At 61.0% G+C, this 26061-nt stretch carries 22 protein-coding genes; 1 reads left to right on the top strand and 21 read right to left on the bottom strand.

Translation table 11 applies throughout. From position 1 onward, the window contains the following. Nucleotides 1-38 precede the first annotated feature (38 nt). The 14 genes from KFE19_05640 to KFE19_05705 all read right to left on the bottom strand — a co-directional run bounded on the left by KFE19_05640 (nucleotide 39) and on the right by KFE19_05705 (nucleotide 12477). A complete protein-coding gene (locus KFE19_05640) occupies nucleotides 39-803 on the bottom strand; it encodes a class D sortase (protein ID QUO39533.1) in 765 nt (254 codons plus the stop codon). Continuing rightward, nucleotides 745-1716, bottom strand: coding sequence for a cell wall protein (locus KFE19_05645; protein ID QUO38989.1), 972 nt, complete (start codon nucleotides 1714-1716; stop codon nucleotides 745-747). Before KFE19_05645 ends, KFE19_05640 begins: the two co-directional genes overlap by 59 nt. Nucleotides 1717-1750: 34 nt before the next feature. Further along, on the bottom strand, nucleotides 1751-2143 hold the full coding sequence (locus KFE19_05650) for a hypothetical protein (protein QUO38990.1): 393 nt from the start codon (nucleotides 2141-2143) through the stop codon (nucleotides 1751-1753). After that, nucleotides 2107-2334 carry a hypothetical protein gene (locus KFE19_05655; GenBank protein QUO38991.1) on the bottom strand — a complete coding sequence of 76 codons (228 nt, stop codon included), beginning with the start codon at nucleotides 2332-2334 and terminating at the stop codon, nucleotides 2107-2109. Before KFE19_05655 ends, KFE19_05650 begins: the two co-directional genes overlap by 37 nt. After that, nucleotides 2334-2960 carry a hypothetical protein gene (locus tag KFE19_05660; GenBank protein QUO38992.1) on the bottom strand — a complete coding sequence of 209 codons (627 nt, stop codon included), beginning with the start codon at nucleotides 2958-2960 and terminating at the stop codon, nucleotides 2334-2336. The genes KFE19_05655 and KFE19_05660 overlap by 1 nt, the downstream gene beginning before the upstream one ends. Further along, nucleotides 2929-3996 (bottom strand): hypothetical protein, encoded by a 1068-nt coding sequence (locus KFE19_05665; protein QUO38993.1) that lies wholly within the window; start codon nucleotides 3994-3996, stop codon nucleotides 2929-2931. The genes KFE19_05660 and KFE19_05665 overlap by 32 nt, the downstream gene beginning before the upstream one ends. A gap of 524 nt (nucleotides 3997-4520) precedes the next feature. Further along, a complete protein-coding gene (gene lysS, locus KFE19_05670; GenBank protein QUO38994.1) occupies nucleotides 4521-6020 on the bottom strand; it encodes a lysine--tRNA ligase in 1500 nt (499 codons plus the stop codon). A 12-nt stretch (nucleotides 6021-6032) separates the two neighbouring features. Next, nucleotides 6033-6506: a transcription elongation factor GreA gene (gene greA / locus KFE19_05675; protein QUO38995.1), complete on the bottom strand. Its 474-nt coding sequence runs from the start codon at nucleotides 6504-6506 to the stop codon at nucleotides 6033-6035. A 115-nt stretch (nucleotides 6507-6621) separates the two neighbouring features. After that, nucleotides 6622-7383 carry a hypothetical protein gene (locus KFE19_05680; protein ID QUO38996.1) on the bottom strand — a complete coding sequence of 254 codons (762 nt, stop codon included), beginning with the start codon at nucleotides 7381-7383 and terminating at the stop codon, nucleotides 6622-6624. Between the two features lie 75 nt (nucleotides 7384-7458). Next, entirely contained in the window at nucleotides 7459-8700 is a 1242-nt protein-coding gene (locus KFE19_05685) for a peptidoglycan DD-metalloendopeptidase family protein (GenBank protein ID QUO38997.1), read from the bottom strand. Between the two features lie 10 nt (nucleotides 8701-8710). Continuing rightward, nucleotides 8711-9598 (bottom strand): permease-like cell division protein FtsX, encoded by an 888-nt coding sequence (gene ftsX, locus KFE19_05690; protein ID QUO38998.1) that lies wholly within the window; start codon nucleotides 9596-9598, stop codon nucleotides 8711-8713. Next, nucleotides 9591-10283 (bottom strand): cell division ATP-binding protein FtsE, encoded by a 693-nt coding sequence (gene ftsE / locus KFE19_05695; GenBank protein ID QUO38999.1) that lies wholly within the window; start codon nucleotides 10281-10283, stop codon nucleotides 9591-9593. Before ftsE ends, ftsX begins: the two co-directional genes overlap by 8 nt. A 225-nt stretch (nucleotides 10284-10508) precedes the next feature. Further along, a complete protein-coding gene (locus KFE19_05700) occupies nucleotides 10509-11600 on the bottom strand; it encodes a helix-turn-helix domain-containing protein (protein ID QUO39000.1) in 1092 nt (363 codons plus the stop codon). A 157-nt stretch (nucleotides 11601-11757) separates the two neighbouring features. Next, the gene (locus KFE19_05705; protein QUO39001.1) at nucleotides 11758-12477 is read right to left on the bottom strand and encodes an rRNA pseudouridine synthase; all 720 of its coding nucleotides are present in this window, start codon (nucleotides 12475-12477) and stop codon (nucleotides 11758-11760) included. A gap of 110 nt (nucleotides 12478-12587) precedes the next feature. Here KFE19_05705 and KFE19_05710 point away from each other — a divergent pair, with 110 nt between their 5' ends. After that, nucleotides 12588-13055: a DUF4830 domain-containing protein gene (locus KFE19_05710; GenBank protein QUO39002.1), complete on the top strand. Its 468-nt coding sequence runs from the start codon at nucleotides 12588-12590 to the stop codon at nucleotides 13053-13055. A gap of 60 nt (nucleotides 13056-13115) precedes the next feature. Here the strand turns inward: KFE19_05710 and tuf are convergent, their stop codons facing one another. From tuf to rpoB, 7 genes are all read right to left on the bottom strand, one after another. Next, complete coding sequence (tuf, locus tag KFE19_05715; GenBank protein ID QUO39003.1) at nucleotides 13116-14318, bottom strand: elongation factor Tu; 1203 nt, start codon at nucleotides 14316-14318, stop codon at nucleotides 13116-13118. 114 nt (nucleotides 14319-14432) lie between these two features. Then, nucleotides 14433-16538, bottom strand: a complete 2106-nt coding sequence (gene fusA, locus KFE19_05720) for an elongation factor G (GenBank protein QUO39004.1) — start codon at nucleotides 16536-16538, stop codon at nucleotides 14433-14435. A gap of 15 nt (nucleotides 16539-16553) precedes the next feature. Beyond that, nucleotides 16554-17024 carry a 30S ribosomal protein S7 gene (gene rpsG, locus KFE19_05725; protein ID QUO39005.1) on the bottom strand — a complete coding sequence of 157 codons (471 nt, stop codon included), beginning with the start codon at nucleotides 17022-17024 and terminating at the stop codon, nucleotides 16554-16556. A gap of 146 nt (nucleotides 17025-17170) precedes the next feature. Further along, nucleotides 17171-17587, bottom strand: coding sequence for a 30S ribosomal protein S12 (gene rpsL / locus KFE19_05730; protein QUO39006.1), 417 nt, complete (start codon nucleotides 17585-17587; stop codon nucleotides 17171-17173). Nucleotides 17588-17690: 103 nt separating this feature from the next. After that, nucleotides 17691-17936 carry a ribosomal L7Ae/L30e/S12e/Gadd45 family protein gene (locus KFE19_05735; GenBank protein ID QUO39007.1) on the bottom strand — a complete coding sequence of 82 codons (246 nt, stop codon included), beginning with the start codon at nucleotides 17934-17936 and terminating at the stop codon, nucleotides 17691-17693. 209 nt (nucleotides 17937-18145) lie between these two features. After that, nucleotides 18146-21937 carry a DNA-directed RNA polymerase subunit beta' gene (gene rpoC, locus KFE19_05740; protein QUO39008.1) on the bottom strand — a complete coding sequence of 1264 codons (3792 nt, stop codon included), beginning with the start codon at nucleotides 21935-21937 and terminating at the stop codon, nucleotides 18146-18148. Between the two features lie 65 nt (nucleotides 21938-22002). Next, a complete protein-coding gene (gene rpoB, locus KFE19_05745) occupies nucleotides 22003-25704 on the bottom strand; it encodes a DNA-directed RNA polymerase subunit beta (protein ID QUO39009.1) in 3702 nt (1233 codons plus the stop codon). Between the last annotated feature and the right edge of the window lie 357 nt (nucleotides 25705-26061).

The raw sequence follows: 26061 nt of genomic DNA on the forward strand, positions 1-26061 counted from the left end.
AATTACATCGAAAAGAGGTCAGTTTTGCAAAAATACTGTCAGGTGATCTCCCGGGCCTGCACGCACCAGCGCATCTCCGGCACATTTCGGACACAGGTGATCAGCGTGATCATATTCTCGCTGCTCCGGCCCAGGCGGGAGAAATCCGTTTCTTCAATCTGCCCCACATAGAACACCTCATAGGTGCGCGTGCCGAGCTTCGTGGTGTAAGTGATCTTGTCGCCGTCCTCCAGGGTGTGGATCTGTCCAAAGTGGTTGGCCACACCTCTGTTATGGCCCGCAAGCCCAACATTGCCGTCCCAGCAGGAGGTGGATTTGAAATGCCCGGCGCCTTTGGCAAGGCTCTCCAGGCTTTCGTCCTCATACACCTTGACGGAAAGCCCCAGAGAGGGGATCTTCAGCCGGCCCAGGCTGCCGTCCTCATAAAAGAGGCCGTCCGGGAGGGTGAACTTGTTGCTGCTCAGGCTGGTATCCGCGGCCGGGGTGCTTTCATCGTAGGACGCCGGCGGCAGGTAGATTGTTTCACCGCTGATGGTGCTGCTGCCAGTTGATGTTCCGGACTGGGGGATCAGTGTCGTGCCGGCACCAGGCAGATAGGACTCCGGACTGCCGAAAGGCGGCGCAATGACGGCGGTATTCTTGCTGCGGTCGATGTTACTGCTCTCCGTCACCCCTCGGCCAACCACGATCACCTGGTCAACGGAGGTGGGCGGAGCATACATGGGGCCGTCCGAGTCGTCAAACTCATACTCCGCCGCCAGTGCCGGGGTCGCCATCATCGCTGTGATGGCCAGCAGCAGCATCGTTGCTTTCAGCCAGTTCCTCATACATCTTTCGCTCCTTCCGTTTCATGAAAAAGTATGTTCCTCCGGTACCGGCGCCGAGAGCCACCAGCGCGGGCAGGGCCACCATGAGCCAGTTGAGGCCGCCGCTTTGAGACTGCTCCTCCGCAACAGGCTCCATCGGCGTGCCGGTGAAAATGACGGTGTAGCGGATCACTGTGACCCCAGTGCGGTAGACCTCACCTGAGTAGTTGGCTGTGGTGGTATAGCCCGTCACATAACTGACTGTTTTGCTCCCGCCGTAGGTGCAGACAGCAGTAAAACGATCCCCGATCTCATAGTCATCGGCGTTGTAGGTGTTGTCCGTCTGCCACTGGACATCCTGGAGCGTCAGGGTCCGTCCGCCCTCAGTGATGCTTTTCGGCAGATGGTTGAGGTCTTGGTTTGCAAGATTGGGGTAGGTCCTGGTGGCTGTGACCGGCTGGGTGCTGCTGCCATACCCGGCCGCTTCGGTCTTGATGCTGTCCAGATCCAGCGTGAGGGTGCCGGTAAACCCCTCTTCCGTGGTGACCTCTTTCTCCTGGGGCAGCAGGGACAAAATCGTGTCCATGTCCTTTTTGTCGCTGTCCACCTTCTCTTCCTGGGTGATGACCTGCGTCTCACTGCCGATGATGACCTCTCGCAGCACATCGGTGCAGTCGTACAGGAGGCCATCCCGCTCAAACTGCCCCATGGGGAGCGTGGAGGGATCGGTGTTGGGCGAGAGATCATACACCTTGCGGATCTCCTTGTTGTCCTGGTCGAGGATGATATCGACCGGGAGCATGGCGTCAGGATCCGTCACGTCCAAACTGACCGCGCCCGCAGGCAGCGTCAGCATGGTCAAAAGCAGGAGCGATGCGGTGAGAGATAAGATTTTGTTCTTCACTGACATATCCTCCTCAGGTTTGATTTTGCTCTTTCTGGAATCAGGGAGTAGTCGACGGCGTGTACTGTCCGCCCTGAATCAGCGGCTGCAGGTAGGCGACCACAAAGCCCAGGGTATTGAGCACGATCCAGGTCACGACGATTCTCTTCAGCCAACTGGTCGCCTCTGCGACGGCCCGCTCATTGCGGGAGATCATCCGCACCAACAGCGCCACCGCAGCCGCAGTCACTGCCACGATGGTAGAGATGCCCACCAGCTCGCCATAGACATCTGCGATAATCGTGCTGAACCGTGTCCACATGGTGTCCGCAGCAGCCGCCGGCTGGGCGAACAGCACCATCATGTAACAGGATACCGCCGCCATCTGGAAAGCGTTGCGCAGCCGTTGGGACGCCTTCACCCAGCGATCCCTCCTGCTCTCGTCCTTTGCCATTTGCTTCCCTCCTTTTCGTCATATTTGCAGCAAAGAGCCGCCTCGAAGCGACTGTTCTCAATCACTTCAAGGCGGCTCCCTGCCGTCAGGTCCAGTTTTGGACGATAACAGGATAGCACATCTGCACTCCCCTTGTCATCCGCACCGACCTTGCCAATTTTCTGCCATTTTTCTGCCGCAGAGTAGGACATCACCCCTCCAGCAGCGTCAAAAGCTCCAGCCAGGCATCCAGACAGCCGGCTGGGGCCGTCCACAGCCGGATGGATAAGATGTTGACCGCCTGCTGGCGGAGCCGGTAATAGTGCCGCTCCGAGATATCCAGCCGGTACAGGATATCCGTATGGCTGGGCTTGTCCGGCGTGATGAACGTCTGGAAGATGATGTTATACATCAGCTCCCCGTTGCCCGGCTTATGGCGCAGGACCGTCAGGGCCTCATTGATCCGGTCCAGCAGCAGGCGGGACTTCCGAATGCTGAGCAGGCGGTGCTCCAACTTCGCGTTCCCCAGCGCCACCTGCGTGTCCACTACGCTGAGCAGCGCGTCCAGATCCTTCAGCGGCTGATCCAGCTCCTGTGCGACTTCACTGGGGAAGCATTCCAAGGCCCAGACGATGTCCCGGTAGTGCTTGAGCATGACCTGGGTGTTATGGTACATATTCCGGCGAAGCTCCTGCTCCGCAAGCCGGGCTTTCGCATTGGGGATGTCCGGATCTCCCACGATCCCCCTGCGCTCCAGCAAGGCGCGCAGCTGCTCCTGGGGGATCGCACTATCCTGATTCGGCAGTTCACCACAGAGGGATGCCTTCAAATCTGCCATTTTCAATACCTCCATCATCCTGATCCGCAGGCCCGGCCCGTGGCAAGGTTCCGCGGAATAATTCAAAATTTGGCGTCGCTGGAGATATCCCTTGGCAGTCCTCCCTAACATACTCTAAAATCTTACACGGAGAAAAATACGCGCGCGTAATATAGCAGTCCTCAGATGCAACACGGCGCTCCTCTTGTTCCCGGGGCAGCACTGCACGACTGTACCAAGCGACCAGCTTGCAGATGCGAGCATGGTCGCTCTGCTGGTTTTCGTGCGTATTCCCGTCTTTTGTGCGTATTTCTCTCAAAATGCGCTCGACTTTGTCCTGGGACGGCAAGGTGAATTGTTCTCCAGTCGGATAGACTGCATTGAAGATGAGGCAGCCGAAAGCGCCTGGCAGCTTATACAGCGGGAAGGCATCCGCATGTTTTCTGAAAAAGCGCCAGACCTTCGTCTTTTCCCATCCCCAACGCCTGCCAAGGGATTCCAATGTCAAAACAGCGCCGTACTGCCCAAACTGAACAGCCGGTGCCGAGAAGGAAAACGCATTGCTGGGCTCCTGCCAAACTGTGTGGCACCAGAGGTCGAGCCATGCGTCTGCCTCAGCAAATTGATAATGCCGCTCTGCAAGCCTCTGTGTGACGTTCCTGGGCAGGCAGAGGAATCCATACCCCTCTGTCGCATAAACCGCCTCACGGCCCATACAGGGCTCGCCAGAGCATCTTACGACCCAATCTGTGACTTGATAGGTCAGTTTCTTTGTTTTTGTGTCCAGTGAGTAGGTAATATAACCGAGGTCAGCCAGAGTGTCCATATGTTCAAGGGCCTGCCGCCGACGTTTGATTGCCAGGATACTCTTCAGACCGACGATGCCGCCTGCCCAGCCCCCGGCACTCACTTTGTTGGTGTAACCGCAGTACCGGGCCTGCCCAGTCCTAAAGGCTGCACGGGAGGCCAATCGAGCCCAAGAGGCCATAATGCCCTTGCCGGGCGGAAGCTGATTGCGGGGTAGTTTGACCCATTGATATTTGAGCAGGCACTTCATCTCGCCGGCCTCCCTCCTGATAGATTGAAAAAAGCCCCGCTCCGTGCTACACTGGTAAACACGAAAGCGAGGCCTGATTGAAATGCTATATGCCTGTGATAATTGTCATTACCTGTTCCTTAGAACGTCTGAGGATACCTGCCCGGACTGCGGAAAGGCCATGATCCGGCCGGCAACTTCTGAAGAGCAGGAAGAATATAAAAATCGTGAGAAAGAAAATCTGTGGACAGAGGATTCAAATAGCTGCCGTGTGTAGCCGGTCATTTCACCCCCGCGCAATGGCTTCTAATTAAACCCATTTCATTTGTTGCACCGCCGTGTATAAAAATAACTGAAAAAGTATAAAAAAAGTGCCCGTAGCTCAACTGCCACGGGCACTTTCTCTTTTAGGAGGCTCTCTAAAAACTGGTGTAAAATCAGGTGTAAAAACGTGTTACTGCTGAATCCAACTGGTGTAAAACTGGTGTAAAACCGCTCTTTCAGGCTCGTGAAAAACCCGCAAACCCTTGCGCCGCAACGGGTCTTTAATCCAGTGGCTTCATCGTCGGGAAGAGGATCACTTCCCGGATGGTGTCGGCCCCGGTCAGGAGCATGACGCACCGGTCGATGCCCATGCCCATGCCGCCGGTGGGCGGCATGCCGTACTCCAGGGCGGTGAGGAAGTCCTCGTCCAGCATCTCCGTCTCCTCGTCGCCCCGCTCCCGCTGCTCCACCTGCTTTTCAAAGCGCTCTCGCTGGTCGATGGGGTCGTTGAGCTCGGAGTAGGCGTTGGCCAGCTCGCTGCGGCAGATGAACAGCTCGAACCGCTCGGTGAGCCGGGGATCCGCCGGGCTGCGCTTGGTCAGCGGAGACACCTCCACCGGGTACATGGTGATAAAGGTGGGCTGGACCAGCTGCTCCTCCACCTTCTGGTCAAAGCAGGCGTACAGGGCGTTGCCCCAGGTCTTTTCGGCGGCGTCCGCCAGCTCCACACCGATGGCCTTGGCAGCGGAGACGGCCTCGGCGTCGTCGGTGATGGCGCCGAAGTCCACTCCGGCATACTCCTTCACGGCGTCCACCATGGTCAGCCGGCGCCAGCCGGGGGTCAGGTCGATGTCCTCGCCCTGCCACTGGACCTGATAGGTGCCCAGGATGGCCTGGGCAGCGCCGGAGAGGATGCCCTCGGCAATGTCCATCATGCCGTGGAAATCCGTGTAGGCCTGGTACAGCTCCACGGTGGTAAACTCGGGGTTGTGCTTGGGGTCCATACCCTCGTTGCGGAAGATGCGGCCGATCTCATACACCCGGTCCATGCCGCCCACGATCAGCCGCTTCAGGGGCAGCTCCGTGGCGATGCGCATATACATGTCGATGTCCAGGGTGTTGTGGTGGGTGATGAAGGGCCGGGCGGCGGCGCCGCCGGCGATGGTGTTCAAAACCGGGGTCTCCACCTCAATATAGCCCATGTCGTCCAGGTAGTTGCGCATGAACTTGATAAACCGGGATCGGATGGCGAAATTGCGCTTGACCTCCGGGTTCACCATCAGGTCCACATACCGCTGGCGGAAGCGCAGCTCCTTGTCCTGGAGGCCGTGGAACTTCTCCGGCAGGGGCAGCAGGGACTTGCTCAGCAGGGTAATGGTCTTCGCCCGAACGCTCATCTCGCCCCGCTGGGTGCGGAACACCTCGCCGTCCACGCCCACAATGTCGCCGATGTCGTACTTCTTGAACTGCTTGTAGATCTCCTCATCCATCTCGTCCTGACGGGCGTAGAGCTGGATGCGGCCGTCGCGGTCCTGGAGGTCGCAGAAGCTGACCTTGCCCATGCCCCGCTTGCTCATGAGGCGCCCGGCCACCTTGACGCTCTGGCCCTCCAGAGCGTCAAAATTCTCCTTGATCTGAGCGGAGGTGTGGTCCCAGTCGAAGCGGGTGATCTGGAAGGGGTCCCGGCCCTCGGCCTGGAGGGCCGCCAGCTTCTCCCGGCGGACCTTGCTCTGCTGGCTCAGGTCCTGCTCGGGCTGCTGGTTCGTCTTTTGTTCAGCCATCTCTTCCGCTCCTTACCGCTCGATCTTACGCACCGTGTACACGATGGCGCCCTGGGGGGCCTCCACGGTGACAGTGTCGCCCTCCTTGGCACCCACCAGGGCCTTGCCGAAGGGGGACTCCTCGGAGATAGCGCCGTGCATGGGATCCGCCTCCTGGGAGCCCACGATCTTATAGGCGGGCAGTTCCTTGCCGCTCTTATCGGCCACGGTCACGCGGCAGCCGATGGTGACCACATTGGTGGGGGCGTTAGCCTCGTCCACGATGACCACGTGCTGGAGGATCTCCTCCAGTTCGGCAATGCGGGAGTACAGCTTGCCCTGCTCGTTCTTGGCCTCGTCGTACTCGCTGTTCTCGCTCAGGTCGCCGAAGCCCCGGGCCACCTTGATCTGCTCAGCCACCTCGTCGGAACGAGTGGTCTTGAGATAATTCAGTTCCTCCTGCAGCTCCTGCGCCCGGGCCGCGCTCATCTTGTACTCTTTTTCCATGTCCAAAGTTCCTTTCCGCATTCTATTTTCCTGGGAAAATGGCCCCTCCATCTCCCTGAACATACTTATTCTATAATATCATAGAGTTGTATTATAGAGGTTGGATTTCAGAATGTCAAGCGCCAGAGCCATTTCCCGCCGCTGCGCTCCGTCCCAGGGAGATCTGACCAGGCCGCAGGGCGCCGCTCTCCCGCAGCGCTGCCAGAAGCTGGATGCGGCAGCAGCCTGCCGGCAGCTGCTCCTCCAGCGCCGGCGGCAGCAGCAGCGGCGGCAGAGGTGCCTCGCTACCCCGGTAAGCCTCTACCACCACCGGATTGTTCCGGCGCAGATCCGTCCGGGGCGCGAAGAGCACCAGGGCCTCCGCCTCCCCCAGCCGGGCCAGATCCGGCTCCAGCCGCAGCGCCACGCCGTACTCCCGCCGCAGCCGGCCCGCCAGGTCCGGTCCGCCGTAGGGGACGTCCAGCAGCACATACCGGCACCGCAGGGACAGCTCCGTCACAGTCCGCACCAGTTCGGCGCTCATGGCATCTGCCGACACCGCCACCGTCCCTCCGCTCAGGCCCCGGTCCTCCAGTCCCCGGCAGGTCTGCTCCGCCGCCAGCTCCCGCCGCAGTGCCAGGGTGTCCACCGCTCCGATCCCCCGCTTTTCCAATACATCCCCATACGCAAAGTCATCCGGAAGCACCACCCGCCGTACCCCGGCCTTTTCCAGCTTTCGGGCTGCGGCAGCCGCCCGACGCCGGATCACCGCCGCCGGAGTCCGCGGTCCCCGCGCCACCTGAACGCTGTAAAGATGCGTATGGAGCACCATCCGTTCCGCTGTTTTTACAGCCCGTTGTCCCCGCTCCGGCGGGACCCAGATCCACAGTCCAAACATAAAAAAACCGCCTCCCGCTCCATACCTACGGAGCGGGAGGGCAGTTTATGTGTCTTTTCAGAAGGAGGCGCAGGATCAGGCCGAACCGGACAGCGTATAGCCTGTGAGATAGCCCATCCGCGGCTCTGCCCCGTGGCTGAGAGGGTTGACCCGGACGCCGTTCTCCGTCACCTCGAAGTGCAGGTGGGGTCCCGTGGAGTTTCCGGTAGAGCCGGTAATACCGATGACATCGCCTTGGTTGACGTACTGTCCCACAGATGCCTTCCGGCTGGACATATGAGCATACAGGGTGGTGTTGCCGGGACCGTGGGAGATAGCCACGTAGTTTCCATAGGAACTGGAGTACTGGGAGACGATGACGGTTCCGGCCTTGGAGGCATAAATCGGACTGGTGTAGCCCACCCGGCCGATGTCGGTGCCCTTGTGGTTGGTGGAGCCGATGCCGCCGGGAGAGGCACGGCCGCCCACGGTGGAGGTGATATAGCGGCTGTCCACCGGCCAGATGTAGCCGCCGGGATTGGACTGAACGGAGTTTCCATTGGCAGCCTGCTGGGCGATCAACTGCTCATTGAGCCGCTGGATCTCCGCCCGAATGGCATCCTGCTCCGCCTCCAGCTCATCCAGGGCAGCCTCCGTCTCGCTTTCGTTGGCGGCCAGCTGCTGGATCAGGGCGTTGGCCTCGCTGCGCTGGGTATTCAGCTCACTCTTGCGGGCCTCCAGCTCGCTCTTGGCCGCTTCTTCCTCGGCCTTGTTGGTCTCCAGCTCTGTCTTGGCGGTCTCGATCTGGGCCTGCAGGTCTTTCAGCTGGTCGATCACCCGTTGGTCGGCAGCCATGATCTCATTGATCATGTCCAGACGGCTGAGCAGGTCCGTGAAGCTGTCCGCCCGGAACAGCACGGACCAGTAACTGACCTCGCCCCGCTTTTCCATGGCCCGGACCCGGTCGCAGAACAGGTCGTACTGGGCCGCCTCGTCCTCCTGGGCCTGGATCAGTTCCTCTTCCTTCTGGGAGATCAGGGCAGCATACTGCTGGATCTGCTCCTCCACGTTGGAGATCTGGGCGGAGGTATTGGCGATCTGCTGGTCCAGCAGGGTCTTGCGCTCCATGGCGGTGCTTTTGTCCGCAGCAAGGGACTCCAGCTTGGCCTGGAGCTCCTTCTTCTCGGCGCTGAGGTCGTTGGACTCGTTTTTCAGTGCGTCGATGTCCGCCTGGGTCACCGCCAGGGCCGGCGTCAGTTCTGCGGCGGACAGCAGCAGCGCCATGGTCAAAGCCAGCAAGGCCCGGAAAAAGCGGCGTCCTTTGGTCTGTTTCTTCATAAGCCGCACCTCACACTTGCAGGAATTTCCGAATGGCGGAGAGGCTGCCTCCCACACCCACCAATACGCCGGCACCGGCGAAGGTGGCAGCTACCGGCAGCCACAGCCGGTTAAAGGGGATAATCTCGATCAGCTGCATGGTGTCGTTGGTATCCACCCCCTGCGCCACCGCTGCATACAGCGCCCACTGGAGCCCGAAGGCGATCACGGCGCCCAGAATACCGATCATCAGGCCCTCGTACACGAAGGGCCAGCGGATAAAGCCGTTGGTAGCACCCACCATGCGCATGATGGCGATTTCATCCCGCCGGTCAAAGGTGGTGAGCTTGATGGTGTTGGAGATGATGAACACCGACACGATGAACAAAATGGCGATCAGGGCCACGCACACCACCGTTGCCACGTTCCGGACCGTCAAGAATCCGCCGGCAATCTCCTCGTGGGCGTTGACATCGGTGATACCATCCACTTCTTCCACCCGGCTGCAGGTCTGGGACTGCTGGGACAGGTCCTCCACCTTGATGGCGTAGCGGTCCTGGAAGATCGCCGGGTCCAGATTCTGGAACAGCTCCTCGTCAGGGTAGTCGGCGGCGAAGTCCTCCGTAGCCTGTTCCTTGGAGATAAAGGTGGCGGAGACCACATTGGGGATGGCCTCCAGTTCCTTTTGCAGGGCCTTTGCCTGAGCGGTGGAGTAGCTGTCGTCCACATAGGCCAGGATCTCATTTTCCTGCTCCAGGTCCAGCAGCAGGGCGTTGGCGTTCACCGCTACCAAGGTGAAGGTCCCCATAATCAAAAGGCAAGCCACCGTGATGCCGATGGCGGCAAAGGACATGAAGCCATGGCTGAACATGTTGCTGATGCCCTCATGAAAAAAATAGCCGAAATTGTGCTTAGCCATGGATGTGTCCTCCCACATAGCCGCCCACGCCATCGCTGGTGACATGGCCGGATTCAATCGTGACGACCCGCTTGCCGAAGCGGTCCACCAGATCCTTCTCATGGGTCACCACCACCACGGTGGTGCCCAGCTGGTTGATCTTCACCAACAGGCTCATCAGCTCCAGGGACCGCTCCGGGTCCAGATTGCCGGTGGGCTCGTCGGCAATGATGGTATCGGGATTGTTGACCAGGGCTCGGGCGATGGCCACCCGCTGCTGCTCGCCGCCGGAGAGCTCTGTGGGATAGCTGTTGGCCTTCTCCTCCAGCCCTACCAGCCGCAGCACATAGGGGATGCGCTTGCGGATCTCTTTCAGGGGGGATCCCACCGCCCGCATGACGAACTCCAGGTTCTCATAGACGGTCTTTTTCTCGATCAGACGGAAGTCCTGGAAAATGACGCCCAGAGTCCGGCGCATCAGCGGAACCTGACGCTCTGAGATGTTGCTGACCGAGAAGCCGTTGATCATGATGCGGCCGGCGCAGGGTTCCACTTCCCCGGTCAGCAGCTTGATGATGGTGGACTTGCCGGAGCCGGAGGGGCCCACCAAAAAGACGAACTCTCCGTCCTCAATGGTCAGACTGATACCCTGGATAGCCTTGGTCCCGTTCTCATATTCCATTTCCACATCTTTCAAGCGTATCATGAGCCACCTCGCGCGTTTACTTGCCGAAACACCTGCCGCCGGTTCGGCAGCAGGTCGACATAATTCTTCATACAGGCACATTATATACGGTTTTTCCCCCGCGCGCAACAACAACTTGCCCTGGCCCCGTAAAAAAAGTAACAAAAATGACAGTCTTTTCCCGGCGCCCGAAAAAAACTCCGCGGCTGCCGCCGCGGAGTTTTGCAGATACGGATGTATGCCGGATCAGGAGTCGATGCCCCGGCTGGTCAGGTACTTCTTGACCATCAGGGCCACCTTGAAGGTGATGGCGTCGTCAAACTCCCGCAGATCCAGGCCGGTGAGTTTCTTGATCTTCTCCAGCCGATATACCAGGGTGTTGCGGTGGACAAAGAGCTTCCGGGCGGTCTCGGAGACATTGAGGTTGTTCTCGAAGAACTTGTGGATGGTGAACAGCGTCTCCTTGTCCAGGGCGTCGATGGGATTCTTCTTGAAGACCTCCTGGAGGAACATCTCGCACAGAGTGGTGGGCAGCTGGTAAATCAAACGGCCGATGCCCAGGTTCTCGTAGTTGATGACATATTTCTCCGTGTCAAAGACCTTGCCCACCTCAATGGCGATCTGGGCCTCCTTGTAGCTCTTGGCCAGATCCCGCAGGTGGGTAGCCACAGTGCCGATGCCCACCACCACAGTGGGTTCGCTGCCGGAGCGGAGGGTCTCTTCGATTGCAGAGGCGATCTTGTTCAGATCCTTCAATCCGGTGCCGTCGGGCATCTGGCGGATCAGCACCACGTCGCCCTCGCCGATGCTGAGGACAAAGTCGTTCTGCCGGTCCGGGAACAGGGACTGGACCACATCGGTGGGCACGGACTCCCCCTTGCGTAAGGAGCGAACCACAAACACGCCCCGGGGCACGTCTGCCGTGACCCGAAGTTCCTTGGCCCGCATATAGATGTCGCCCAGCATGATGTTGTCGGAAATGATGTCCTTGATGAAGGACCCCCGGTCGTGCTTCTCCTCGTAATAGGACTTGGCTGCATTAAGCGCCACGGTAGCCATGGCGCAGACGGTGCGGCTGACCTCATTGTCGCCGAAGGCAAAGGCGGCATAATCAAACTGGTTGCCCCAGCCGTTGAGCGCCTTGAAGGTCTTTCCCTCCGAGGAGATCATGGAGCCGCCGGCGCCGTTGATCACAGGCACATGCTCTGCCCAGCGCTGGCCGATCATGGACAGTTCACTGCAGGCAATGACGATCCCCTCGGCGTCAATGACGCCCACCGTGCGATCAGTGTTCTCCTTTAGCTGCAGCACCACATTTTGAAAAATTCTTCCAGACATGGTCGTCCTCCTCACCTTAACTCACACGGTCATCTTGTGCATTTTGTCAATGATAATATTATATCGGTAATTTTGGCAAATTGCAAGACGTTTTTTCTTTTTTCAACAAAAAAGCTGTCACCTTTTTGTCGAAGATTTGAATTTTATTCTGCCTACCTCAAAAATTTTTCAACTGGTCCTGCTCTTTATCTGTCAAAAAACGATACTTACCCTTCTCCAAAGCCGGATCCAAGGTCAAATTGCCCATTCGTAATCGTTTGAGATAGAGTACCGGCTTGCCCAGCTGGCCAAGCATCCGCTTGATCTGGTGGAATTTTCCCTCCCGCAGCGTCACGAGCGCCTCACTCTCCTCCCCCGCCGTCAGGATCTCCAGTCCGGCCGGCAGGCACCGCAGGCCGTCGGCCAGGGTCATGCCCGCTTCAAAGGCGGCACAGTCCGCCTCTGTCAGACGCCCGGCGGTGCGGACATAGTAGACCTTATCCACATGATGCCGGGGGGAGAGCAGATCGTGGGCCAGCTGTCCGTCGTTGGTCAGGAGGAGCAGCCCCTCGGTGTCCTTGTCCAGCCGCCCCACCGGAAACAGACCCTGGCGCCGCAGCTCCGCCGGCAGCAGGTCCAGCACCGTGGGGCCCCGGCCGTCCTCTGTGGCGGAGAGATAGCCCGCAGGCTTGTGGAGCATGACCCAGGTACAGCGGCGGTAGCACAGGGGCTCGCCGTCCACCAGGATCTCCGCCGACTCCGGGTCTGCCTTCTCAGCCGTGTCCCGGACGGCTCGTCCGTCTAGCAGGATCCGGCCCTGTCGGGCCAGGAGCTTTACCTCCCGCCGGGAAAAACGGCCGGTGGAGGCGATGATCTTGTCCAGGCGCTGTGATTCCATATATATGCGCGCTCCTCTCAGGTATCCGCCTTTAGGCGGCTGCTTTTCTTTTTTCACATGGTATCATAATCCCGGCGAAAAATGAATAGGAAGATGCAGGAGGGATGCACATGGTGATTTGGACCGCGCGATTTTCCAAAAAAGCGAAAGCTGTTCTGCTGCTGATCGTCCTGGCCCTGACGGCGGCAGTCGTATTCCTGCTGCTGGGCCGGGGCGGCGGCGAACCGGCGCCAGCCATCACTCTGGCTGCCAACGAAGACCGGGTGGCCTATCTTCAGTCCCTGGGCTGGGAGGTAGAGCCGGAGCCGGTGGAAACCTTGCAGTTCCTGCTGCCGGAGGAGCTGACGGAACCCTACGTGACCTACAACGAGCTCCAGGCGGAGCAGGGCTTCGACCTGTCCGCCTGCTGCGGCAAGCAGGTCTCCCGCTACACCTACACCGTCACCAATTACCCTGGCCGGGCCGAGGGCGTTCAGGTGAACCTCTACGTCTGCGAGGAGGCACCGGTGGCCGGGGACATCCTCTGCGCCGGAGCCGACGGCTTTCAGGACACCCTGGCCTTTCCGGAAACGCCGTGAGGCAAAAAAAGAACTGCCGCATACGCGGCAGTTCTTTTTATACGCTGGATGAGAGGGAGATTACTCGCCCACCTCGGTGACAGCGCCGGAACCAACGGTACGGCCGCCCTCACGGATAGCGAAGCGGAGGCCCTTCTCAATGGCGATGGGGGTGATCAGCTCAACGCTCATCTCCACGTTATCGCCGGGCATGCACATCTCGACGCCCTCGGGCAGGGTGATCACGCCGGTAACGTCGGTGGTGCGGAAATAGAACTGGGGACGATAGTTGTTGAAGAAGGGGGTGTGACGGCCGCCCTCGTCCTTGGACAGGACGTAGACCTGGCCCTTGAACTTGGTGTGGGGATGAATGGAACCGGGCTTAGCCAGAACCTGGCCGCGCTCGATGCCGTTGCGGTCCACGCCGCGCAGCAGGGCGCCGATGTTGTCGCCGGCCTCAGCGTAGTCCAGCAGCTTGTGGAACATCTCGATGCCAGTGACGACGGTCTTCTTCTTCTCGTCGGTCAGGCCAACGATCTCGACTTCCTCGCTCAGCTTCAGGATGCCGCGCTCCACACGGCCGGTGGCCACGGTGCCGCGGCCGGAGATGGTGAACACGTCCTCGACGGGCATCAGGAAGGGCATATCCTCCTTGCGGTCGGGAGTGGGGATATAGTCGTCAACAGCGTCCATCAGCTCCTTGATGCAGGCATACTCGGGAGCGTTGGGATCGGTGGACTCGGACACCAGAGCGTTCAGAGCGGAACCCTTGATGATGGGGATGTCGTCGCCGGGGAACTCGTACTTGGAGAGCAGCTCGCGGACCTCCATCTCCACCAGCTCCAGCAGCTCGGGATCGTCGACCTGATCGCACTTGTTCAGGAACACGACGATGGCGGGCACGCCCACCTGACGGGCCAGCAGGATGTGCTCACGGGTCTGAGCCATGGGGCCGTCGGAAGCAGCGATGACCAGGATGGCGCCGTCCATCTGAGCAGCGCCGGTGATCATGTTCTTGATATAGTCGGCGTGGCCCGGGCAGTCCACGTGGGCATAGTGACGCTTCTCGGTCTCATACTCCACGTGAGCGGTGTTGATGGTGATGCCGCGCTCCTTCTCCTCGGGAGCCTTATCGATGGCGTCATAAGCCTCGAACTGAGCCTTGCCCTGGTAGGACAGCCACTTGGTGATGGCGGCGGTCAGAGTGGTCTTACCATGGTCGACGTGACCAATGGTGCCGATGTTAACATGGGGCTTGGTTCTTTCAAATTTCTGCTTAGCCATTTGAAAATCCTCCTGTCAATTTTCAAAATCTGTGTTTGTTGCAACGTGAAATAATCAACATTGCTTATTTTACCCTATCTTGCCGGGAAAAGCAATAACTTTTTCCAGCGGGTGTCAGTCCTGGGGCTTGGTGCGCTCGCTGACGATCTTGTCACGCAGGCTCTTGGGCAGTTCCGCGTAGCTGTGGGGCTCCATGGTGTACTGGCCGCGGCCCTGGGTGGAAGAACGCAGGTCGGTGGCGTAACCGAACATGTTGGACAGAGGCACCAGAGCGTCCACCTGCTGCGCGCCGGGACGGGCCTCCTGGCCCAGGATCTGGCCGCGGCGGGCGGTCAGGTCGCCGATCACGGTGCCCAGGTAGTCGTCGGGGGCAATGACGGAGACCTTCATGATGGGCTCCAGCAGGACGGGATCCGCCTTGCGCATAGCCTCCTTGAAGGCCATGGAGCCGGCGATCTTGAACGCCATTTCGGAGGAGTCCACCTCGTGATAGGAGCCGTCGTACAGAGTGACCTTCACGTCCACAACGGGGAAACCAGCCACAACACCGGCCTGCAGGGCGCCGCGGATACCGGCGTCGACAGCGGGGATAAACTCCTTGGGAATGGAGCCGCCCACAACGGCGTTGATGAACTCGTAACCCTTGCCGGACTCGTTGGGATCCAGCTTGATCTTGACGTGGCCGTACTGGCCGGAACCGCCGCTCTGGCGCTTGTACTTGGTGTCCTGATCCACGGACTTCTTGATGGTCTCCTTGTAGGCCACCTGGGGGGCGCCCACGTTGGCTTCCACCTTGAACTCACGCAGCAGACGGTCGACGATGATCTCCAGGTGCAGCTCGCCCATGCCGGCGATGATGGTCTGACCGGTCTCCTCGTCGGTGTAGGTCTTGAAGGTGGGGTCCTCCTCGGCCAGCTTGATCAGGGCCATGGTCATCTTCTCCTGACCGGCCTTGGTCTTGGGCTCGATGGCCACGCGGATCACGGGCTCGGGGAACTCCATGGACTCCAGGATGACGGGGTGCTTCTCATCGCACAGGGTGTCGCCGGTGGTGGTATTCTTCAGACCCACGGCGGCCTCGATATCGCCGGAGAAGACCTCCTCGATATCCTCGCGGTGATTGGCGTGCATCTGCAGAATCCGGCCGATGCGCTCCTTGACGTTCTTGGTGCTGTTGAGCACAGAAGAACCGGTGGTCAGGTGGCCGGAATAGACGCGGAAGAAGCTCAGACGGCCCACATAGGGGTCGGTCATGATCTTAAAGGCCAGGGCGGAGAAGGGGGCGTTGTCGTCAGAGGGACGCTCCTCCTCCTCGTCGGTCTTGGGATTGACGCCCTTGATGGGAGGCACATCCAGAGGAGAGGGCAGGTAGTCCACAATGGCGTCCAGCATCTTCTGAACACCCTTGTTCTTATAGGACGTGCCGCAGACCACGGGCACCATCTCATTGGCAATGGTGGCCTTGCGGATGGCGGCACGGATCTTGGCCTGAGGAACTTCCTCACCGCCCAGATACATCTCCATGATCTCATCATCGAACATGGAGACAGCGTCCATCAGCTTCTCGCGGTACTCGTTGGCAAGGTCCACCATGTCGGCGGGGATGGGCTCCACGCGCATGTCCTTTCCCAGGTCATCATAGTAGATGTCGGCATCCATCTCCACCAGATCGATGATGCCCTTGAAGGTATCCTCGGAGCCGATGGGCAGCTGGATGGGAACGGCGTTGCACTTGAGACGCTCGTCGATCATGTGCAGCACGTTGTAGAAGTCCGCGCCCATGATGTCCATCTTATTGACGTAAATCATGCGGGGGACCTTGTAGTTATCGGCCTGGCGCCACACGGTTTCGGACTGGGGCTCCACGCCGCCCTTGGCGCACAGCACGGTCACAGAGCCGTCCAGCACGCGCAGGGAACGCTGCACCTCAACGGTGAAGTCCACGTGGCCCGGAGTGTCGATGATGTTGATCCGGGTGGGCTTGAACTGGTTCTTGGAACCAGACCAGTAGCAGGTGGTGGCGGCGGACGTAATGGTGATGCCGCGCTCCTGCTCCTGCGCCATCCAGTCCATGGTGGCAGTGCCGTCATGGGTCTCACCGATCTTATAGTTCACGCCGGTGTAGAACAAGATACGCTCGGTCGTCGTCGTCTTGCCCGCATCGATGTGAGCCATAATGCCGATATTACGGGTATTTTCCAGAGATGTTTTTCTCGGCATACTGTCTCTCCTAACTTACCAGCGGAAATGGGCGAAGGCCTTGTTGGCCTCGGCGGCCTTGTGGACCTCCTCGCGCTTCTTCACGGCAGAGCCGGTGTTGTTGGCGGCGTCCATCAGCTCGCCGGCCAGACGCTCGGCCATGGTGCGCTCGCTGCGGGCGCGGGCGTAGGTCGTGAGCCACCGCAGACCCAGGGTCGTGCGGCGGGCGGGACGGACCTCCATGGGCACCTGATAGGTGGCGCCGCCCACGCGGCGGGCCTTGACTTCCAGGCTGGGCATGATATTCTCCATGGCCTGGGTGAACACTTCAACGGGGTCCTTCTCGGTCTTTTCCTTGATCTGGTCGAAAGCAGCGTAGACCACCTTCTGGGCCACGCCCTTCTTGCCGTCCAGCATGACGTTGTTGATCAGCCGGGTGACCAGGACGGAGCCGTAAACGGGATCCGGCAGGATCTCTCTCTTGGGAACATTACCTCTTCTGGGCACTATGCTTCCCTCCTTCATAATAATTCTATGATCTCATAGGTACTCAAAAGGCATGTTGCAGCCTTCCGTGTATGCCTGCCGAAGCGGTAACATGTTCGCACATATATATAAACCTATTCGGCAAAGCTTTCAGTGTTTCGCAGATCTTACTTCTGCTTGGGGCGCTTGGCACCGTACTTGGAACGGGACTGCATACGGCCGGAGACGCCCTGGGTGTCCAGAGTACCGCGGATGATGTGGTAACGGACGCCGGGGAGGTCCTTGACACGGCCGCCGCGGATCATGACCACGGAGTGCTCCTGCAGGGAGTGGCCCACGCCGGGAATATAGGCGGTGACCTCGTAGCCGTTGGTCAGACGCACACGGGCGATCTTACGCAGAGCGGAGTTGGGCTTCTTGGGGGTCGCGGTTCTCACGGCGGTGCACACGCCTCTCTTCTGGGGAGAAGGCAGGTTGGTGGTCTTGGTCTTCAGGGTGTTCAGACCGAACTGCAGCGCGGGAGAAGTGGACTTGTAGGAAGCCTGTTCTCTTCCTTTCCGGACCAGCTGGTTAAAAGTAGGCATTAGTGTTCTCCTTTCTTTCCATATTTTCCGGCCGCCGCCGCAGGCGACAGCCTTTATTTTTTGCGGAACGCCTTGCGGCTATTCCGAAAAAACCAAATTTTCCTCACAGGGCGAGGACCGCCACCACGGCAGCGCCCACGGTGATGCGGCAGGCCTGACCCAGCTGGGTCAGGGTGTAGTCCGTCTCCACCGGGATACCCGCCTGGGCACAGGAGGCGGCGATGGGGTCAGTGATGGCCGGGTCCGCGTCGCAGGCCAGATACACCCGCCTGGCCCGGCCCTCCCGGATCGCCTTGCGGGACTGCTTCACGCCGACGACCTTCTCCTGGGAAGCAAGTTCCGTGATCACGGGAATTCCTCCTGAAAATGCATGGCAAAATTCGCAGAATTTCTATTCCGCGCAGATAAGGATTATATCATGGGAAAATTCATCCGTCAAGGCAAATTTCAAAAAAGGCGGGGACTTTCCGGCGTTTTTTGGCCTCTGCGTGGCAAAAAGCGGGGCTGCGGAATCATCCGCAGCCCCGCTTCGGGGAAAATGCAGGGAACGATCGGAGCTCAGCCCTCGAACACGGGCAGCTCGGGCTCGGTCTCCGCCTCCGGGGAAGCGGTCTCGGGCACCAGCTCCTCCGCAAAGGTGTGGTAGGCCGTCAGGCCCGTGCCGGCGGGGATCAGCTTGCCGATGATGACGTTCTCCTTCAGGCCCACCAGGTGGTCGGCCTTGCCCTTGATGGCGGCCTCGGTCAGGACCTTGGTGGTCTCCTGGAAGGAGGCGGCGGAGAGGAAGGAGTCCGTGGCGAGAGACGCCTTGGTGATGCCCATGAGCAGCTGGGTCCCCACGGCGTGGCGCAAAGGCTCGCCGTTTTCCTGGCGCTCGCCCGCGGCATTGCGGCGGTCGATCTCCTCGTTGGCGTCGTCCAGCTCCAGGACGTCCACCATGGAGCCGTCCAGCAGCTTGGTGTCGCCGGCGTCCTCCAGGCGGACCCTGCGCATCATCTGACGGACGATGACCTCGATGTGCTTATCGTTGATATCCACGCCCTGCTGGCGGTACACCCGCAGGACCTCCTGGATCAGGTAGTTGTACACGGCGTCGGAGCCGCGGATGCGGAGCACATCGTGGGGGTTCAGGGCGCCGTAGGTCAGCTGGGCGCCGGCCTCGATGGTATCGCCGTCCTTCACCTGCAGTCCCGTGTGGGGCACGGCGTAGGTACGGGTGTCGCCGTCCTCGGCGGTGACGATGATGTTCAGGAGGCTGCCCTTGGCGGCCTCCTCAAACTTGACCTTGCCGCCGATCTCTGCCAGGGTGGCCATCCGCTTGGGACGGCGGGCCTCGAACAGCTCCTCAACACGGGGAAGGCCCTGGGTGATGTCGCCGCCGGCCAGGCCGCCGGTGTGGAAGGTACGCATGGTCAGCTGGGTGCCGGGCTCGCCGATGGACTGGGCGGCGATGATGCCGACGGCCTCGCCGGGGCCCACGGGCTGCTGGGTGGCCAGGTTCATGCCGTAGCACTTGGCACACACGCCGCTGTGGGCCTTGCAGGTCAGGACCGTGCGGATCATGACGGTGGGATGCTCGTCAACGGCGGGATCAAAGGCGCAGCGGTCGCCCTCGCGGTAGTTCTCCTGGACCCAGGCGTGGGTCTCCAGGAGCTTGGCGTCGCTCTCGTCCATCATCTTGGTGTTGGGCACCAGCACCTCACCGGTGGCGGTGTCCACCACGTCGCCCACCAGGAAGCGGCCGCGCAGACGGTCGGAGAACTTCTCGATCACCTGGCCGTTCTCGCTGATCTCCGCCACCTTGATGCCGTGGGTCACATGGCAGTCCTCCTCGCGGATGATGACATCTTGGGAGACGTCCACCATGCGGCGGGTCAGGTAACCGGAGTCGGCGGTACGCAGAGCCGTGTCGGCCAGGCCCTTGCGGGCGCCCCGGCTGGAGATGAAGTACTCCAGGGCGGTCAGACCTTCGCGGTAGTTTGCCTTGATGGGGATCTCGATGGTGCGGCCGGCGGTGTTGGCGATCAGGCCGCGCATACCGGCCAGCTGGCGGATCTGCTTCATGGAGCCGCGGGCGCCGGAGTCCGCCATCATGAAGATGGGGTTGTAGCGGTCCAGGTTCTTCTGCAGGGCGTCGGAGACGTCGTTGGTGGTCTTTTCCCAGACCTGCACCACCTGCTTGTAGCGCTCGTGGTCGGTCATGAAGCCCATCTTGTACTGGTTTTCAATGTCCAGCACCGCCTGCTCGGAGGCGGCCACCATCTCGTACTTCTTGGGCGGGATGGTCATGTCGGCGATGGAGACGGTGATGGCGGCCAGGGTGGAGTTGTGGTAGCCGGTGGCCTTGATGGCGTCCAGCACCTCGGCGGCCATGGTGAAGCCGTGCTTGTTGATGGTACGGTCCACGATCTGGCCCAGCTGCTTCTTGCCGCAGGTGAAGGTGATCTCGTAGTCGCACACGTGGGCCGGGTCCGTGCGGTCCACGAAGCCCAGGTCCTGGGGGATGTTCTGGTTGAAGATGATGCGGCCGGGGGTGGCCTCCACCACGGCGGTGTGCTCCACGCCGTCCACGGTCAGGGTCCGGCGCACCAGGATGGGGCAGTGGGGCCCGATGACGTGCTCGTTGTAGGCCATCAGGGCCTCTTCCTCGCTGGCGTAGATCCGCACCGGCCGGTAGGTGGCCTTCTTCTGGTCCTTGGCCAGGGCCGCGTTGGCGGCCTGGAAGGCGTCGGCGTCCACCTCGGACTGGGCGGTGAGGTCCGTGTCGCCGGCATCCTCGCACCAGATGGTCTCGGCGCCCTTTTCCGCCTTGCCCATGCGGTCCATGGTCAGGTAGTAGGAGCCCAGCACCATGTCCTGGGTGGGGACGGTGACGGGGCCGCCGTCCTGGGGACGCAGCAGGTTGTTGGCGGAGAGCATCAGGATGCGGGCCTCGGCCTGGGCCTCGGCGGACAGGGGCACGTGAATGGCCATCTGGTCGCCGTCGAAGTCGGCGTTGAAGGCGGTGCAGTTCAGGGGGTGCAGCTTCAATGCGCGGCCGTCCACCAGCACCGGCTCGAAGGCCTGGATGCCCAGGCGGTGCAGCGTCGGGGCGCGGTTGAGCATGACGGGGTGGTCCTTGATGATGACGTCCAGAGCGTCCCACACCTCGGTGACGCCCTTATCCACCATCTTCTTGGCGGACTTGATGTTGTTGGCGGTGCCGTCCTCCACCAGCTTCTTCATGATAAAGGGACGGAACAGCTCCACGGCCATCTCCTTGGGCACGCCGCACTGGTAGATCTTCAGCTCGGGGCCGACCACGATAACGGAGCGGCCGGAGTAGTCCACGCGCTTGCCCAGCAGGTTCTGGCGGAAGCGGCCCTGCTTGCCCTTGAGCAGGTCGCTCAGGGACTTGAGGGCGCGGTTGTTGGCGCCGGTGACGGCCCGGCCGCGGCGGCCGTTGTCGATCAGGGCGTCCACGGCCTCCTGGAGCATCCGCTTCTCATTGCGGACGATGATGTCCGGGGCGTTGAGCTGGATGAGCCGCTTGAGGCGGTTGTTGCGGTTGATGACCCGGCGGTACAGGTCGTTGAGGTCGGACGTTGCGAACCGTCCGCCGTCCAGCTGGACCATGGGCCGCAGCTCCGGCGGGATCACGGGCAGCACGTCGATGACCATCCACTCGGGCTTGTTGCCGGAGAGGCGGAAGGCGTCCACCACCTCCAGCCGCTTGACGATCCGGGCCTTCTTCTGGCCGGAGGACTCCTTCAGCTCGGCGTGGAGCTGGGCGGAGAGCTGTTCCAGATCCACGTCCTGGAGCAGCTTCTTCACGGCCTCGGCGCCCATGCCGGCCTGGAAGTCGTCCTCATACTTCTCCCGGTAGTCCCGGTACTCCTTTTCGGAGAGGATCTGATTCTTGGTCAGCGGGGTCTCGCCGGGGTCGGTGACGATATAGTTGGCGAAGTACAGCACCTTCTCCAGGATCCGGGGGCTGATGTCCAGCAGCAGGCCCATCCGGGAGGGGATGCCCTTGAAATACCAGATGTGGCTGACGGGAGTGGCCAGCTCGATGTGGCCCATGCGCTCACGGCGCACCTTGGCCCGGGTGACCTCCACGCCGCAGCGGTCGCAGATCTTGCCCTTGTAGCGGATCTTCTTGTACTTGCCGCAGTGGCACTCCCAGTCCTTGGTGGGTCCGAAGATGCGCTCGCAGAACAGGCCGTCCCGCTCGGGCTTGAGAGTGCGGTAGTTGATGGTCTCGGGCTTTTTCACCTCGCCGTAGGACCACTCGCGGATCTGCTCCGGGGAGGCCATGCCGATCTTGATGGCATCAAAGGCGATGTTGTTGCCGGTATTGTTATCGATCATGTCGCGATTTCCTCCTTAAAAATGATTCAGAATGGATTTGTCAGACGAACAGAACCAGTTCTGGATCATTCTTCGTCAAAGCCCACGTCGATGTCGGCGCCGGCGTCCTCCGGCGCGTCCTCGAATTCAAAGCCGGACTCCTGGAACTCGGCCTCCTCAGCAAAGGCGCGATGACGGTCGTCGTCCGCGTCCATCCGGGCCAGGTTGAAGGTGTCCATGGCGTCCTCGTCCTCTTTCAGCTCGATGGCGTTGCCGTCCTTGTCCAGCACCTGGATGTCCAGGCACAGGGACTGGAGCTCCTTGACCAGGACCTTGAAGGACTCGGGCACGCCGGGCTGGGGCACATTGTGGCCCTTGACGATGGCCTCGTAGGTGCGGACACGGCCGGTGACATCGTCGGACTTGACGGTCAGGATCTCCTGCAGGGTGTAGGCGGCGCCGTAGGCCTCCAGGGCCCACACCTCCATCTCGCCGAAGCGCTGGCCGCCGAACTGGGCCTTGCCGCCCAGAGGCTGCTGGGTGACCAGGGAGTACGGGCCAGTGGAGCGGGCGTGGATCTTATCGTCCACCAGGTGGTGCAGCTTCAGGAAGTAGACGTAGCCCACGGTGACCCTGTTGTCAAAGGGCTCGCCGGTGCGGCCGTCGTACAGGACACTCTTGCCCTCGGGATCCAGGCCCGCCTCGTTGAGCATGGCGGTGATGTCCTCTTCCCGGGCGCCGTCGAAGATGGGGGTGGCCACCTTGCAGCCCAGGGCGTGGGCGGCGTAGCCCAGATGGACCTCCAGCACCTGGCCGATGTTCATACGGGAGGGCACGCCCAGGGGGTTCAGCACGATGTCCAGCGGGGTGCCGTCAGGCAGGAAGGGCATATCCTCCTGGGGCAGAACCCGGGAGACGACGCCCTTGTTGCCGTGGCGGCCGGCCATCTTGTCGCCCACCTGGATCTTGCGGCGCTGAGCGATATACACCCGGACCACCATGTTCACGCCGGGACCCAGCTCGTCGCCGGCTTCCCGGGTAAAGACCTTGGCGTCCACGATGATGCCGCTCTCGCCGTGGGGAACTTTCAAAGAGGTGTCCCGGACTTCCCGGGCCTTCTCACCGAAGATGGCCCGCAGCAGCCGCTCCTCTGCGGTGAGGTCGGTCTCGCCCTTGGGGGTGACCTTGCCTACCAGGATGTCGCCGGAGCGGACCTCGGCGCCGATGCGGATGATGCCGTTCTCGTCCAGGTCCTTCAGGGCGTCCTCGCCAACGTTGGGGATGTCCCGGGTGATCTCCTCGGGCCCCAGCTTGGTGTCACGGGCGTCGATCTCGTACTCCTCGATGTGGATGGAGGTGTACAGATCCTCCCGGACCAGCCGCTCGTTGAGCAGCACGGCGTCCTCGTAGTTGTAGCCCTCCCAGGTCATGAAGCCGACCAGGATGTTCTGGCCCAGGGCGATCTCGCCCTGCTCGGTGGCGGGGCCGTCGGCCAGGACGGTGGGATCCTGGATGGAGCCGTCGGGGTTGGTGCCCCAGCCGTGGACCCGTTCGCCCACGGACACGATGGGCCGCTGGTTGATGCAGGTGCCGTGGTTGGACCGGAGGAACTTGGTCAGCTTGTAGTCCTTCACATGGCCGTCGTCATAGCGGACGGTGATGTGGCGGGCGTCCACGGAGACCACCTCGCCGTCGCCCTCAGCCAGGACGGCGATCTCAGAGTCGATGCAGATCTTGTGCTCCATGCCGGTGCCGACGATGGGGGCGTGGGGCTTGAGCAGAGGCACGGCCTGGCGCTGCATGTTGGCGCCCATCAGAGCACGGTTGGCGTCGTCGTTGGGCAGGAAGGGGATCATGGCGGTGGCGATGGAGACCATCATGCGGGGAGAGACGTCGATATAGTCCACGCGCTCCCGGTCCACTTCCACGATCTCGTCCCGGTGCCGGGCGGTGATACGGGCGTTGATGAGGCAGCCGTTCTCGTCCAGGGGCTCGGCGGCCTGGCCGACAATGTAGTTGTCCTCCTCGTCGGCGGTCATGTAGGTCACGTCCATGGCGACCTTGCCGGTGGCCTTGTCCACGGCCCGGTAGGGGGCCTCGATGAAGCCGTACTCGTTGATCCGGGCGTAGGTGGCAAGGTAGGAGATCAGGCCGATGTTGGGACCTTCGGGGGTCTCAATGGGGCACATGCGGCCGTAGTGGCTGTAATGGACGTCGCGGACCTCCATGTTGGCGCGCTCACGGCTCAGGCCGCCGGGGCCCAGGGCGGAAAGGCGCCGCTTGTGGGTCAGTTCGGCCAGGGGGTTGGTCTGGTCCATGAACTGGCTCAGGGGGCTGGAGCCGAAGAACTCCTTGATGGCGGCGGTGACGGGGCGGATGTTGATGAGGCTCTGGGGGGTGACCACATCCAGATCCTGGATGGTCATGCGCTCGCGGATGACCCGCTCCATCCGGGAAAAGCCGATGCGGAACTGGTTCTGCAGCAGCTCGCCCACGCAGCGCAGGCGGCGGTTGCCCAGGTGGTCGATGTCGTCCTTGACGGAGATGCCCCGGGCCAGGCCGTTCATATAGTTGATGGAGGTGAGGATGTCATCCACGATGATGTGCTTGGGCACCAGATCGTCCTTGTGCAGGCGGATCTGGTCCTTGAGCTCCTCGCCGCTGTACTGGCTCAGCAGCTCCTGGAGCACGGCGAAGCGGACCCGCTCCTTGATGCCGCACTCGGCCAGGGGGTCGAAGTCCACGTACCGGCTCATATCGCACATCTTGTTGGACATGACCCGCAGGCTCTGGCCCTCCACGTCGATGGTGACCTCGCCCACGCCCACGGCGTCCAGCTCCCGGGCGTCCTCCTTGCTGAGGAGGTGGCCCTCGTCAAAGAGGATCTCGCCGGTGGCGGGGTCGGCCACGGGATAGACCAGCTTGTAGCCGGCGGCACGGTGCCACAGGGACAGCTTCTTGTTGAACTTGTACCGGCCCACGATGGACAGATCGTACCGCCGGGGATCGAAGAACAGATTGTGGATCAGGGTTTCGGCAGCCTCCACCGTGGGGGGCTCGCCGGGACGCAGCTTGCGGTAGATCTCCAGCATGGCGTCCTCGTAGTTCTTGCAGGGATCCTTCTCCAGCGTCACCACGATCCGGGGATCGTCGCCGAAGGTATCCAGGATCTCCTGATCGGTCTTGAGGCCCAGGGCCCGGATCAGGCAGGTAATGGGGATCTTGCGGTTTTTGTCGATGCGGACCCAGAAGACCTCGTTGGCGTCGGTCTCATACTCCAGCCAGGCGCCCCGGTAGGGGATCACGGTGGAGGTCAGAATGGGCAGGTCGGTCTTGAGGTCCACTTCCTTGCCGTAGTACACGCCGGGGGAGCGGACGATCTGGGAGACCACCACGCGCTCGGCGCCGTTGATGACGAAGGTGCCGGAGTGGGTCATGAGCGGGAAATCGCCCATGAAGATCTCCTGCTCCTTGATCTCCTCGGTCTCCTTGTTGCGCAGGCGGACCTTCACCTTCAGGGGGGCGGCATACGTGGCGTCCCGGGCCTTGCACTCCTCCACGTCGTACTTGGGGGCCTCGTCCATCTTGTAGTCGATGAAGGTCAGCTCCAGATTGCCCTGGTAGTCGGTAATCGCCGCAACGTCGGCGAACACCTCCCGCAGGCCGGTGTCCAAAAACCACTGGTAAGACGTCTTCTGGATCTCCAGAAGGTTCGGCATGGGCATGGCTTCCTCGTGCCGGGCAAAGTTCTTACGAAGGGTCTTTCCGTAAAGCTTGTCTTTGGCCATCTTCTCATTCACCTTTCTGCCGCGCCGCCGCCCTGTCCGGCGGAGACGCATGGTTTTTTCGGAGGGGCGCAGGCCCCGCGGCGCATTTGATACGCACGGTGCTGTTGTTAAAAATATTGTTACCTGCTCTTGCAATGGAGTGGGAAATGTGCTATGGTAAACGCAGGTAATGAAGAATGGCGTACTAGCCGCCATCACTACATAAGCGATTTATTTTACCATGGAATTTCTCTCCTGTCAAGGAGGCAGCATGCACAGCCGGGATGTTTTTCCCGGCTGTTTTTTGTATAAAACTGCCGCAAGCATGCAAAACCGGCCGGTTTCCGCCGCGCCGCCGGAGAGACTCCGCATCCGCAA

It is taken from the genome of Dysosmobacter sp. Marseille-Q4140, from assembly GCA_018228705.1.
GTDB lineage: Bacteria > Bacillota > Clostridia > Oscillospirales > Oscillospiraceae > Oscillibacter.